This is a genomic window from Corynebacterium sp. HMSC055A01 (assembly GCF_001809405.1).
Classification (GTDB): Bacteria; Actinomycetota; Actinomycetes; order Mycobacteriales; family Mycobacteriaceae; genus Corynebacterium; species Corynebacterium hesseae.
The window spans coordinates 98,097-111,260 of the sequence record NZ_KV797592.1 but is presented as its reverse complement, the minus strand read 5'-3'; the positions used below and the strand labels follow the sequence as shown (position 1 = coordinate 111,260).

Sequence of the window (13,164 nt, the reverse complement as noted above, 5' to 3'; positions counted from 1 at the left end):
GGCACCCCACACAATCCCACATAATCGGGCATTACCGCAGGTGTCTGAACTTTGGTACCCCACCATCCCCGTTTGAAGCCTCACTAGTGTACGCCTCTTTGTGCCGCCATGCGAGAGCTTGCAACAGGAGCTCACATGCTCACTGCGGGAAGCACAATGGGTCGGTACTATCGGCCGTGTTGGGAAAACCACCGAGCACGTCACGGAAGTGGCAGAGCAACGGTCCCGCGGAAGCGGTTTACCGCACTGCCGTTAAAGACAGAGTCTCGGAAGCCCCACAACAGAACTTCACTCGATTATTTGAGGAGACATTACAGTGACCATTCGCGTAGGTATCAACGGATTTGGCCGTATCGGCCGTAACTTCTTCCGTGCAGTTGCACAGGGCAACACCGACCTCGAGGTCGTAGCCGTCAATGACCTGACTGACAACGGCACCCTTGCCAACCTGCTTAAGTACGACTCCGTGCTGGGCCGCTTCGACGGCACCATCGAGCACGACGAGGAGTCCATCACTGTCAACGGTCACCGCATCGCTGTCTCCGCAGAGCGTGACCCGAAGAACCTGAAGTGGTCTGAGCACAACGTTGACATCGTCATCGAGTCCACCGGCTTCTTCACCGACGGTGAGGCTGCCAAGGCTCACATCGAGGCCGGTGCCAAGAAGGTCATCATCTCCGCACCGGGCAAGAACGTTGACGGCACCTTCGTCTACGGCGTCAACTCCGACAAGTACGATGCTGAGAAGCACAATGTCATCTCCGCTGCTTCCTGCACCACCAACTGCCTGGCTCCGATGGCAAAGGTCCTCAACGACAAGTTCGGCATTGAGAAGGGCCTCATGACCACCGTTCACTCCTACACCGGTGACCAGCGCCTGCAGGACGCTCCGCACCGCGACCTGCGCCGCGCCCGCGCCGCCGCCGTGAACATGGTTCCGACCTCCACCGGTGCTGCTAAGGCTGTCGCTCTGGTTCTGCCGGAGCTCGAGGGCAAGCTGGACGGCTACGCAATGCGCGTTCCGACCATCACCGGTTCCGCCACCGACCTGACCTTCGAGGCTTCCCGCGAGGTTACCGCCGAGGAGATCAACGCTGCCATCAAGGAAGCTGCCACCGGCGAATTCGGTGAGACCCTGGGCTACACCGAGGACCCGATTGTCTCCACTGACATCATCACTGACCCGCACGGCTGCATCTTCGATGCCGGCATGACCAAGGTCTCCAACGGCAACTTGGTCAAGGTACTCGGCTGGTACGACAACGAGTGGGGCTACACCAACCAGCTCGTCCGCACCACCTCCTTGGTTGCCTCCAAGCTCTAAGGACTCGATTCTTAGAATGAGCACAGTGAACCAAGCTGTGATTGCCTGCGGTAGCACCACAGGTTAGAAAACCGGCCCATGCGCCATGCCTCATGATTACGTGGCGTGCGCTGGGCCGTTATTCGTCTATCCAGAACGCACACGGCGCCCCGAACCCGCCGTGCTAGGCGTTCACCACACTTTCTAATTGAATAGCATTAACCTTTAGCTTGAATACCTACCTTTAAGGAGAACACTATGGCTTTCAAGACTGTGGACGACTTGCTCGCAGAAGGCGTTTCCGGCCGTCACATCCTTGTTCGTTCGGACTTCAACGTTCCGCTCGATGACGAGGGAAACATCACCGACTCTGGCCGTATCACCGCCTCGTTGCCGACTATCAAGGCATTGATCGAAGGCGGAGCCAAGGTCATCCTGTCCGCGCATCTGGGTCGCCCGAAGGGCGAGGTCAACCCGAAGTACTCCCTGGCACCGGTTGCTGAGGCACTGTCTGAGGCCCTGGGCCAGTACGTTGCCCTGGCCGGCGACGTCAGCGGTGAGGATGCCCATGAGCGCGCCAACGGCCTCAATGATGGCGATGTCCTGCTGCTCGAGAATGTTCGCTTCGATCCTCGCGAAACCTCCAAGGACGAGGCCGAGCGTGGGGCCTTTGCCGATGAGCTCGTTGCACTCGCTGCGGATAATGGCGCCTTCGTTTCTGATGGCTTTGGCGTCGTCCACCGCGCACAGGCTTCGGTGTATGACGTCGCCAAGCGCCTGCCTGCCTACGCCGGCAAGCTGGTTCAGAAGGAAGTGGAGACCCTCGCAGCAGTGGCTGAGAAGCCTGAGCACCCGTATGTTGTCGTACTCGGCGGCGCTAAGGTTTCCGACAAGCTCGGTGTGATCGAAGCCCTTGCTGGCAAGGCCGACAAGGTCATCATCGGCGGCGGCATGTGCTACACGCTCCTGGCTGCAAAGGGCTACAACGTTCAGAATTCCCTGCTGCAAGAAGACCAGATCGACAACTGCAAGGAGCTGCTCGAGCGCTTCGGCGACAAGATCGTCCTGCCGGTCGACCTCGTTGCTGCAACCGAGTTCAACGCTGACGCAGAGAACAAGGTCGTTGCACTCGACGGAATTCCGGAGGGCTGGATGTCCCTCGATATTGGACCGGAGTCTGTAAAGAAGTTCGACGAGGTCATCGCTTCCTCCAAGACCGTCTTCTGGAACGGCCCGATGGGCGTGTTCGAGATGGAGGCCTTCTCCAAGGGCACCGCAGGTGTCGCTCAGTCCATCATCGACGCCACCGCGAAGAACGGCTCCTTCACCGTCGTTGGCGGTGGCGACTCCGCAGCCTCCGTCCGCCTCCTCGGCCTCGACGAAGAAGGCTTCTCCCACATTTCCACGGGCGGCGGCGCTTCCTTGGAGTTCCTGGAGGGCAAGGAGCTGCCGGGCGTTAAGGTCCTGGAATCCTAGTCATATACACCGTCAACACAGTCTGATCTAGAAAGGCTAATCATGGCACGTATCCCGCTAATTGCTGGTAACTGGAAGATGAACCTCGACCACAAGGAAGCCATCAGCTCCCTGCAGAAGTTCGCCTTCTCCCTGCCGAAGGACTACTACGAAAAGGTCGACGTGGCCTTCATGGTCCCGTTCACTGATATCCGCACTGTGCAAACGCTTGTCGACGGCGACGACCTCCAGTTCACCTATGGCGCACAGGATATTTCCAAGCACGAGTCTGGCGCCTACACCGGTGAAGTATCCGGCAAGATGCTGTCCGCCTTGGGCTGCTCGTGGGCAGTCGTAGGCCACTCCGAGCGCCGTCAGTACCATGGCGAGACCGACCAGCTCGTTGCGGAAAAGGCTGCAGCGGCACTGGCTAACGGAATCAGCCCGATTGTGTGCGTCGGCGAACCCCTCAACGTGCGCGAGGCTGGCACCCACGTCGACTACGTGGTCACCCAGACGCGCAACTCCCTGCAGGGGCTTGCCGCAGAGGATCTTGCCAAGACCGTCATCGCATACGAGCCCGTGTGGGCAATCGGCACCGGCAAGGTTGCCTCCGCTGATGACGCACAGGAAGTGTGCGCCGCTATCCGTGAGCTCATTCGCGAGCTGGGTGGCGATGAAGTGGCCGAAGGCATCCGCATTCTCTACGGTGGTTCCGTCAAGGTCGACTCCATCGCAGAGATCGTGGGCAAGCCTGATGTAGACGGCGGCCTCGTCGGCGGTGCATCCCTGAAGGGCGAGGAGTTTGCCAAGTTGGCGGCTAACGCTGCACAGGGCGCTTAGTTCTTCCAGCTGATCGCATCTGCACCACTCTGTCGTGGCGGGTCGGAATGGTTTCTGGCCCGCCACGTGGTGTATCATCAAGGTTTATTGCGCCCGTTCGCTGGCGCCCCTTTTCCAGCGTGAAAGTGATGCACACCTTCACGCGCCACACTAACCGTTTGAACGCGTACAACAAGGAACTATTTCATGATCTTGGCACTGGAAATCATCCTCGTGATTGCCGCAATCTTGATGTCTATCTTCGTGCTGCTGCACAAAGGTAAGGGCGGCGGCCTGTCCAGCCTCTTTGGCGGCGGCGTACAGTCCAACCTGTCTGGTTCCACCGTGGTGGAAAAGAACCTCGACCGCTATACCGTGGTCATGGTGGTCATCTGGCTCGCCTGCATCGTAGCCCTGAACCTGCTGCAGGCTTATAGCTAAAGGCCGCTGACGAGCCTCCGGCTCCGGACACGATTAACGCCGCGTGCCTCCTCACGTCGAGGGGGACACGCGGCGTTATAGGTTTTCTCGGCCCGGGCGCACGCGTTGTTAGAGCTTCTGCGCGGCGTCTTCGCTCACGAAAAGCAGGGTCTCTTCCGCTCCCTGGGCGCCAGCGGCCGGCCAGTCTTCTGCGGCAGCGCCAGCAACAAGGTGTGATACCGCCTCGGCTTTTTCTTCTCCGGAGACAAGGAACCAAATGCGCTGGGAGCGGTTGATCGCGGGATAGGTTAGCGTGACACGCTCCGAAGGCGGCTTCGGGGAATCGTGGACAGCGAATGCATAGTCCGAGTCCTCGTAGACTGCCTCCGAATGCGGGAAGAGGGAATTGATATGGCCTTCGTGTCCCATGCCGAGGAGATGCAGATCAAAACCCTCAGGTGCGAATTCACGAATCTCGCCTTCGTAAGCCTGGGCGGCGTGTTCCATGGACACGGCGCCCAAGTCATAGCCGTGGATATGGCGCTCGGGAACGGCGACCTGGCTCAGGAGTGCTTCGCGGGCTTGGCCCTCGTTGGAATCAGGATCACTGACCGGCACGTTGCGCTCGTCGCCGAAGAAGACATGGACTCGCGTCCAGTCCACCGAGAGGGCAGGGAAGTCGGTTCCTTGCTGCTGGGCGGCGTGAGCAAGGCGAGCCAATTCGCGCAAGACACCAATGCCTGCACCGCCACCGGTGAGGACTACGCGGGCTACTCCGTCTTTGTGAAGGCCTCCGCCCGGGGCTTGAACCGCCGCAACCGTCTCAATAAAGGCGAGTGCGGCGGAGGATATGAGCTCATCGATGTCGCTAACGCGGCGAAGCGTGACCATAGTGCAGAAAGATCCTTGTGAATGCTGTGTCTAGGGGTCTAGGGGTCTAGGTGAAAAAGAAAAGTTTACGACTACACACTGTAGTCCACTCGAGCTAAAGCGCGGAGAGAATGGGCGTATGTCTTATCTGCGTCGAGGTGGCGGAGTTCCTCTGAGAGTACTTCCGCTTCGGAACGTACGGTGAGGCTTACGAGGGACTCTGGGGAGCCGGGAACGCTGACCCTGACCGTCTCGGAATCGACAACGGTCACGCTGACATCTGCAGTGGGGCGGCGGAAGACTACCGAGGAGATCGGGAAAGGACCCGCGGTGCAGTCCGAGACGGTGCGGGTGACGGGGACGGAGAGGGCGTCGAGAAGCCAGCCAGCTGCAAAGTCGACTGCAGCGTGGTGCTCAGCACCAGAAATTTCGACGGAAATGACCGGCTCATGGGGGTGACGGTCAAGCGCCGAGGCTACGATGCCACGCCACAGGGTAATAGCGCCCCACGACATGTCGGAATCACCAGGCGTGTAGCCCGAAGACAACACGTGCAGGTCATACTGGTCAACGCCGCTGCCGAAAGCCACGTTCGTAATGCGGCGTTGGGCGAGTGCGCCGATGGGCACCGCGGCTGGTGACGGTGGGCACGCGGTGGGCCACCATGCCACGATTGGGGTATCGGGAAGGAGAAGGGGAGTAACCGCGGACTCCGCTTGGTCCGCTAGCGCGCCGTGCAGGTGCATCACGACGATTTCGGAAGCGCCCGCTTCGCCGCCCACGCGCAGTTCGGCGTCGAGCCGCGTCTCTTCCTCCAAGGAACCCGTGGCAATCACGATGACGCGAGAAGGGTGCTCGTGGGAGGCATCACGAACCGAGGCGAGAAGGTTGTCTAGGTCATCGCCTTCCTCAGTCATGACGATGAGGGTGAGGACGCGGCCTGTCGTGAGCGTGTAATGCTCCTGCATCTCCACGAGCTTCTTGGAGATCTTGCGCGTAGTCGTATCGGGCAAGGGGATAATCATTAAGCCATTCCTCCTAGGGACCTACGGACGACGCCAGGAATGTCCCCGGCGGCGCAGCATTTTATCGGCAGACTCCGGTCCCCACGTGCCGGCGCGGTATTGTTCCGGCTGACCAATGTTGGACCAGTATTCAATGATGGGATCGAGGATGGACCAAGACAGCTCAACCTCTTCATTGGTGGGGAAGAGGGAGGACTCGTCAAGGAGGGCGTCGAGAATCAGGCGCTCATAGGCCTCGGGAGACTCCTCCGTAAAGGCCTCGGCATACGCGAAGTCCATGTTGACATCGCGGACCTCCATCGTGGATCCGGGGACTTTGGAACCAAAACGCATGGTGACGCCCTCATCTGGCTGAACGCGGATCACCACGGCATTCTGGCCTAGAGCCTCAGCTTGGCCTTGATCAAACGGCTGGTGGGGTGCTGTCTTAAAGACGAGCGCAATTTCAGTCACGCGGCGGCCGAGACGCTTGCCAGTGCGCAGGTAGAAAGGAACACCCGCCCAGCGGCGGGAATTGACCTCAAGAGTGCAGGCTGCATAGGTTTCCGTCGTGGACTCCGGATCAAAACCCTCTTCCTCCCGGAGGCCTTTGACATATTGCGATCCTTGCCAGCCGGCGGAGTATTGGCCACGGGCAGTGGTCTTGTTCAGCGGATGCACGGCGTTGGTGGCTCGCAGCACCTTAATCTTTTCCGCCTGAAGAGCCTCGGGGTCGAAGGAGGAGGGCTCTTCCATTGCTACGAGAGCAAGCAATTGGAGGAGGTGGTTTTGGATGACGTCGCGCGCGGCGCCGATGCCGTCATAATAGCCGGCACGCCCGCCCAGCCCGATGTCCTCAGCCATCGTGATCTGCACGTGATCGATGTAATGCGCATTCCACATTGGCTCGAAAATCTGGTTGGCAAAGCGCAGGGCCATGATGTTTTGGACCGTTTCCTTGCCCAGGTAGTGGTCGATGCGGAAAACCGAGGACTCAGGAAAGACGGCGTTGACAATCTCGTTGAGCTCGCGCGCGGAAGCCTGATCGTGTCCGAATGGCTTTTCAATGATGACGCGGCGCCAGGAATTATCCGTGCTATCGGCCATACCGACGCGCTCAAGCTGGTGGCAAATATCGGAGAAAAACTCCGGCGGTACCGAAAGATAGTAGGCCCAGTTTCCACCCGTGCCGCGGGAGTCATTGAGCTCCGCCAGCCGCGCAGAAAGCTTGTCAAAGCCGGCGTCATCGAAGTTGCCCTGCACAAACTCGATTCCCTTGGCAAGGTGCTCCCACACATGCTCGTTGAAGGTGGTTCGCGCACCTGCTTCGGCGGCCTCGCGGACATAGTCACAGAATGCCTGCTTGTCCCAGTCGCGACGGCCGTAGCCGACCAAAGTGAAGCCTGCAGGAAGCAATCCGCGGTTGGCCAAGTCGTAGATGGCGGGGAGGAGCTTCTTGCGCGCCAAGTCACCCGTGACGCCGAAAATCACCATGCCAGAGGGGCCGGCGATGCGTGGCAGGCGCTTATCCTTCGAGTTGCGCAACGGGTTGACCCACGCGCTGCTAGTGCTCACTAAGTGTCCTTTCGGTCTGTGTGAGGTAAGTCCAACAGCCCAGCATAGCGACACGCGCCCCGCCGACCATAGTTGCATGGCCGTTTGCGGTGCGCGCGGCGATTGTAGGCGGTCAAGAATTCGCGTTCGATTAGGAGAGGCGGTCGGTCATGGAGGCAAGCAATTCCTCCCAGGCGTTGACGAACTTGTCGACGCCCTCCTTCTCCAACACAGCAAAAACATCGTCGAAGTCGATGCCGACTGCCTTCAGCTGTGACCACACGTTCTCTGCCTGCTCAGCAGAGTCACTGAGAGCGTCGCCGTGCAGGTTGCCCTGTTCGAGAACAGCATCGATGGTTTTTTCCGGCATCGTGTTGACGGTATCTGGGCCAGCTAGCTCGGAGACGTACAGTGTGGCGGGGTAGTCGGGGTTCTTGACGCCCGTCGACGCCCACAGGGGGCGCTGTGGGTGTGCACCAGCCGGCAGGTGTGCGCCTGCCTCCTTGAATTCCTTGAGGAACAGAGCATAGGCACGCTGGGCGTTGGCAACCCCGGCCTTTCCGCGCAGTGCGAGGGCTTCTTCAGTGCTGATCAGCTCGAGGCGCTTGTCCACTTCGGTATCCAGGCGGGAGACGAAGAAGGATGCCACGGAATGAATCGTGGAGACGTCCTTTCCAGCCTCGGCAGCGCGTTTGATTCCCTCCTTGTACGCAGCGATGACGTGGGCATAACGCTCTACGGAGAAGATCAGGGTGACGTTGACGGAGATACCTTCCGCAAGCGCCTCGGTGATGGCTGGGAGGGAGCCTTCCGTAGCCGGAATCTTGATCATGAGGTTGGGGCGGTCAACTTTGGCCCACAATTCGCGCGCCTGCTTCAAGGTTGCGTCTGCATCGGCGGAGATGCGTGGATCAACCTCGATGGAGACGCGGCCGTCGCGCCCGCCCGACTTCTCGTAAATCTCAGTGAAGATATCGCATGCGTTGCGGACGTCGTCGATTGCCAGCGAGTACACTGCCTCATCCGCGGTAGCGGACTTTTCCTTCAGCGCTGCGATGTCGGTGTCATAGGAGGTGCCGGAGGACATTGCCGCGGCAAAGATTGCTGGGTTCGTGGTGACGCCCACGATGGACTTGGTGTCCAAGAGCTCACGAAGATTGCCGGAGTCTAGGCGCTCGCGGGAAAGATCGTCTAGCCAGGTCGACGTCCCGAGGCGAGCCAATTCTTCAATATGCGTCATGGTGTTGTGCAGATCCTTTCGTGGTGAGAACTCGGAACGGGAAACTAGCTTTCCTTGGCAGCGTTCAGTGATTCGCGGGCGGCGTCGGCAACAGCGTCGGCGGTGAAGCCGAACTTCTCAAAGAGCTCCGCCGCCGGTGCGGAGGCACCGAAGTGTTCCAGGGATACAGTGCGGCCGAAAGTACCGGTGTACTTGTGCCACGGCATCGAGATGCCAGCCTCCACGGAGACGCGAGCGCGGACCGAGGAGGGAAGGACCGATTCGCGGTAGGAGGCGTCCTGCTCGTCGAACCACTCCAGGCACGGAGCGGAGACAACGCGCGTTGCCGTGCCTTCAGCCTCGAGCTGCTTGGCGGCTTCTACCGCGAGCTGAACCTCGGAACCGGTGGCGAGGAGAATGACGTCCGGGGTTTCCTTCGATGCTTCAACGAGGACGTAGGCGCCGCGGCGAACACCTTCGGCGGCCTTCTCCTTGGTGCCCTCGAGCACGGGCAGGTTCTGTCGGGACAGCGCCAAACCCTTCGGCGCTGCCTTGTATTCGAGTGCCGCTGCCCATGCCTGGGCAGTCTCATTGGCATCGGCCGGGCGGATGACGGAGAGGTTGGGGATGGCACGGAGGGCAGAGAGCGTCTCCACCGGCTGGTGGGTGGGGCCGTCCTCACCCAGACCAATCGAGTCGTGGGTCCACACGTAGTAGGTATCAGTAGACATGAGCGCACCGAGGCGGACGGCAGGGTACTGGTACTCGGAGAAGATGAGGAAGGTACCGCCGTAAACGCGGGTATTACCATGCAGCGCGATGCCATTCATGATTGCGGACATGGCGTGCTCACGAATACCGAAGTGCAGGTTGCGGCCGTAAGGCGTGGCCGTCCAGGCGCCCGTGGTGATGGACTCCGGGCCGAAGGAATCCGCACCCTTGATGACTGTGTTGTTGGAACCCGCCAGGTCGGCGGAGCCGCCCCACATCTCCGGCAGGGAGGCTGCGAGCGCTTGGATAGCGGCCTCAGAGGCCTTGCGAGTGGCCAGAGATTCGCCTGCCTCCCAGGTAGGAAGGTCAGCGGCGAAGTCAGCCGGAAGTTCCCGGGCCTGGAGGCGGTCGAAGAGCTTCTTTTCCTCCGGGTGGGCCGCAGCCCATGCGTCGAACTTCTCCTGCCATTCGGCGTGCTTCTGTGCACCGCGGGCAGTCAGCTCACGGGTGTGAGCGAGGACTTCCTCGTCGATGTGGAAGGACTGTGTGGGATCGAACCCGAGGATTTCCTTGGTGGCGGCGACTTCATCCTCACCGAGGGCGGCGCCGTGGACGCCACCGGTGTTCATCTTGTTCGGTGCCGGGTAGCCGATGACCGTCTTCACACGGATGAAGGAAGGCCGAGAGGTCTCGGCGCGGGCAGCAGCAGCGGCCGCTTCGATGGCTTCGACGTCCTCACCGGACTCCACGGTCTGCACGTGCCAGCCATAAGCCTCGTAGCGCTTGGCGACGTCCTCGTTGAAGGCAATGTTGGTGTCATCCTCGATGGAGATGCGGTTGTCATCCCAGAAGACGATAAGGTTGCCCAGCTTCTGAGTACCTGCCAAGGAGGAGGCCTCAGCAGTCACGCCCTCCTGCAGGTCACCGTCAGAGGCGATGACATAGACATAGTGATCGAAAGGAGATTCGCCAGCCGGGGCGGAAGCGTCGAACAATCCACGCTCCTTGCGCGCGGCCATGGCCATACCAACCGCGGAAGCCAGGCCCTGGCCCAGCGGGCCGGTGGTGATTTCTACGCCGTCGGTGTGGTGAACCTCCGGGTGGCCGGGAGTCTTAGAACCCCACGTGCGCAAAGACTTGAGATCCTCCATCTCGAGGCCGAAGCCGCCGAGGAAGAGCTGGATATACTGCGTCAGAGAAGAGTGCCCCACTGAGAGGACAAAGCGGTCGCGCCCCGCCCAGTGAACATCGGCTGGGTCATGGTTGAGCACGCGCTGGTAGAGCGTGTAGGCCAGAGGCGCCAAGGACATGGCGGTACCGGGGTGGCCGGAGCCGCAGTTCTGAACGGCATCGGCAGCGAGCACGCGGACGGTATCCACGGCGCGGGTGTCGAGGTCACTCCAGTCCGAAGGATAACGGCGCTGAACCATAGCCTGCAGTTCCGGGGACAACTTTTCGTGCGACACGGCGAAAACCTCACTTCGCTTCTGGAAACAGATATACCGTTAATCAGTGTAAAGGTTTTTCGATCTTCGGCGGGGGATTATATAAACCAGGTTTCGGGCGGTAGTCTGGCATGGTTGACGCCGTTGCTCCCCGCTTTCGGATCTGGCTGGCGAGTGCTTCGAAGAGGAAACCTCGACCGTGCCACACAGCTCTCGGGATATCTCGGGAACTTTTTAGCGCGAGCAGACGACCACTACTTCAGACCTATAAGCCATACACCCACGTGCCGGATATACGGAGGACTATTCCTTGGAGACCATCAAGGCCTATTTTGCGCTAACGAAACCGAGGATCATTGAACTCCTCCTCGTGGCAGCAATCCCGGCTATGCTCCAGGCCCAGCGTGGATTCGAGGCGGTGTCCTCAAACTTCTGGCTCATCGTATCCACCATCTTTGGCGGATGGATGGGTGCCGCTGCGGCCCACACGTTCAACAACGTCGTGGACTATGAGATTGACCAGAAGATGCAGCGCACTCGTGCTCGGCCGCTGGTGCGCAAGACTATTTCGCGTCGCAATGCCGCCATTTTTGCTTGGGTCATGCTCGCACTATCCGTCTTCTGGCTGGGCGTGCTGGCGCATTCCTGGCTGGCGGCGTTCTTCGTGCTGCTGACTAACTTCTTCTATGTCATCGTCTACACGAAGTTCCTTAAGATGCGAAACTCCCAGAACATTGTCTGGGGTGGCCTAGCAGGCTGTATGCCCGCCATGGTGGGCTGGGCGGTGATCCGGGATAACGCACCGGCGGGGGAGCCTGACCGTTGGTGGCAAGCCGTAGTCTTGTTCCTCATCATCTTCTTCTGGACCCCGCCTCATACGTGGGCGCTGGCGATGAAATACAAGGAGGACTACCGCAAGGCCGGGGTGCCGATGCTGCCCGTCGTTGCCGGGGAGGTGGAAGTTACCCGCCAGATTGTGTGGTACACCATCGGCACGGTAATCGTGACCTTCCTTATTATCCCGGCAGCCTCCTGGATCTACTTGGTGGCCGCGGTGGCCTCCGGTGCGGTCTTCTTATGGATGGCAATCCGCCTCCACCAAGGCGTGAAGAAGGGCGCAAAGGTCAAGCCCATGCGCCTATTCATCTACTCCAATAACTATCTCTCAGTCCTCTTCATTGGGCTGTCTATCGACGCCGTCGTGGGCTGGGAACCCATCGGTCGCATGCTGGGCTGGTCGGCCGCCCTCTTCTAACGAGGCGGCCTGCCAACCAGATCAGCGAACCTCCAATTATCTCGAACTAGTCCAGGGAGCTACTCCTTGGACTAGTCTTCTCTTACGCGCAGAACGATGGAGCCGGTGGTTTTGCGCTCTTGGAGGTCGCGGTGGGCCTGAGCGGCTTCGGCGAGCGGATATTCCGCCGAGATGCGGAAGTCGAGGTCGCCATCGATGACCGCCTGCACCACTGCCTGGGCGCGCATCTGGAACTCGCCTTCCTGGGAGGTCCAAGCACCGAGCGAGGGGCGGGTGAGGAAGATGGAGCCGTGCTTGTTCAGCAGCTGCGGGTCCATCGGCGGGACGGGGCCCGACGCGGCGCCGAAGAGCGCTACCGTGCCGCGCGGCCGCACAACCTCAAGGGATTCACCGAAGGTGGCTTTGCCGACGCCATCGTAGACCACGTCGACGCCGCGCCCGCCATTGTGACGACGTACCTGCTCTGCCAAGCCACTGCTGTAGCGGAACACGTGGTCTGCACCCGCGCCGTAGGCCAGCTCTTCCTTCTCATCGGTGGAAACCACGGAATAGACGGTGGCGCCCAGGGCCTTGGCCATCTGGGTGAGGATTAAGCCCACGCCGCCCGCACCGGCGGTAATGAGGCAGGACGCACCTTCCCCCAGCTGATAGACACCGTGGGTGAGGTAGTGCGCCGTCATGCCCTGGAGGAGCATGGAACCTGCGACGGCGGAAGGAATCTCGTCGGGGACGGCCACCACGCGGTCGCGCGGCACGCAGACTTGCTCCGCATAGGAGCCGAAAGCGTGATCCCAGGCCACCATCGTGCCCGGGGCGATTTCCCCCTGGGGGTCGTGCACAACGCGTCCGGTTCCCTCGAGTCCGATGATGAACGGCACGGAGGCGTTGTAGATGCCTTCGCGGTAGTAGGTGTCGATGTAGTTGACACCGGCCACGGAGACGTCGACAAGCAGCTGCTCCTTCGTCGGCGTGGGGGATTCTACCTCGGCGTAGGTGAGGACCTCGGGCCCTCCGGTCGTGGTCACCTGAATAGCATGCATGGTGTCTAGGCTAAACGAAGCCGAGGGCTCCGCGCAGCAAAAAGCGCCGCCTTCCTCCTAGCGTGG

At 60.5% G+C, this 13,164-nt stretch carries 11 protein-coding genes; 5 read left to right on the top strand and 6 right to left on the bottom strand.

Going from position 1 to position 13,164, the window contains the following annotated elements; genetic code table 11:
- Positions 1 to 316: 316 nt before the first annotated feature.
- From gap to secG, 4 genes are all read left to right on the top strand, one after another.
- Positions 317 to 1,324 (top strand): type I glyceraldehyde-3-phosphate dehydrogenase, encoded by a 1,008-nt coding sequence (gap, locus tag HMPREF2604_RS10645; protein ID WP_070524294.1) that lies wholly within the window; start codon positions 317 to 319, stop codon positions 1,322 to 1,324.
- A gap of 237 nt (positions 1,325 to 1,561) precedes the next feature.
- Positions 1,562 to 2,779, top strand: a complete 1,218-nt coding sequence (pgk, locus tag HMPREF2604_RS10640; protein ID WP_070524292.1) for a phosphoglycerate kinase — start codon at positions 1,562 to 1,564, stop codon at positions 2,777 to 2,779.
- A gap of 42 nt (positions 2,780 to 2,821) precedes the next feature.
- The gene (gene tpiA / locus HMPREF2604_RS10635) at positions 2,822 to 3,601 is read left to right on the top strand and encodes a triose-phosphate isomerase (RefSeq protein WP_070524290.1); all 780 of its coding nucleotides are present in this window, start codon (positions 2,822 to 2,824) and stop codon (positions 3,599 to 3,601) included.
- Positions 3,602 to 3,787: 186 nt separating this feature from the next.
- Complete coding sequence (secG, locus tag HMPREF2604_RS10630; RefSeq protein WP_070524288.1) at positions 3,788 to 4,021, top strand: preprotein translocase subunit SecG; 234 nt, start codon at positions 3,788 to 3,790, stop codon at positions 4,019 to 4,021.
- Between the two features lie 108 nt (positions 4,022 to 4,129).
- Here the strand turns inward: secG and pgl are convergent, their stop codons facing one another.
- The 5 genes from pgl to tkt form a co-directional block, all read right to left on the bottom strand.
- Positions 4,130 to 4,891: a 6-phosphogluconolactonase gene (gene pgl / locus HMPREF2604_RS10625; protein WP_070524285.1), complete on the bottom strand. Its 762-nt coding sequence runs from the start codon at positions 4,889 to 4,891 to the stop codon at positions 4,130 to 4,132.
- A gap of 71 nt (positions 4,892 to 4,962) precedes the next feature.
- A complete protein-coding gene (locus tag HMPREF2604_RS10620; RefSeq protein WP_070524283.1) occupies positions 4,963 to 5,895 on the bottom strand; it encodes a glucose-6-phosphate dehydrogenase assembly protein OpcA in 933 nt (310 codons plus the stop codon).
- A gap of 21 nt (positions 5,896 to 5,916) precedes the next feature.
- Positions 5,917 to 7,449 carry a glucose-6-phosphate dehydrogenase gene (gene zwf, locus HMPREF2604_RS10615; RefSeq protein ID WP_083299248.1) on the bottom strand — a complete coding sequence of 511 codons (1,533 nt, stop codon included), beginning with the start codon at positions 7,447 to 7,449 and terminating at the stop codon, positions 5,917 to 5,919.
- A gap of 130 nt (positions 7,450 to 7,579) precedes the next feature.
- Positions 7,580 to 8,668, bottom strand: a complete 1,089-nt coding sequence (gene tal, locus HMPREF2604_RS10610) for a transaldolase (RefSeq protein WP_070524280.1) — start codon at positions 8,666 to 8,668, stop codon at positions 7,580 to 7,582.
- Positions 8,669 to 8,712: 44 nt separating this feature from the next.
- Positions 8,713 to 10,788: a transketolase gene (gene tkt, locus HMPREF2604_RS10605; protein ID WP_210384686.1), complete on the bottom strand. Its 2,076-nt coding sequence runs from the start codon at positions 10,786 to 10,788 to the stop codon at positions 8,713 to 8,715.
- A 325-nt stretch (positions 10,789 to 11,113) separates the two neighbouring features.
- Here tkt and HMPREF2604_RS10600 point away from each other — a divergent pair, with 325 nt between their 5' ends.
- Positions 11,114 to 12,058, top strand: a complete 945-nt coding sequence (locus tag HMPREF2604_RS10600) for a heme o synthase (protein ID WP_010186753.1) — start codon at positions 11,114 to 11,116, stop codon at positions 12,056 to 12,058.
- 71 nt (positions 12,059 to 12,129) lie between these two features.
- On the opposite strand, the gene HMPREF2604_RS10595 is transcribed toward HMPREF2604_RS10600, so the two are convergent.
- Positions 12,130 to 13,098 carry a quinone oxidoreductase family protein gene (locus HMPREF2604_RS10595; RefSeq protein WP_070444867.1) on the bottom strand — a complete coding sequence of 323 codons (969 nt, stop codon included), beginning with the start codon at positions 13,096 to 13,098 and terminating at the stop codon, positions 12,130 to 12,132.
- Between the last annotated feature and the right edge of the window lie 66 nt (positions 13,099 to 13,164).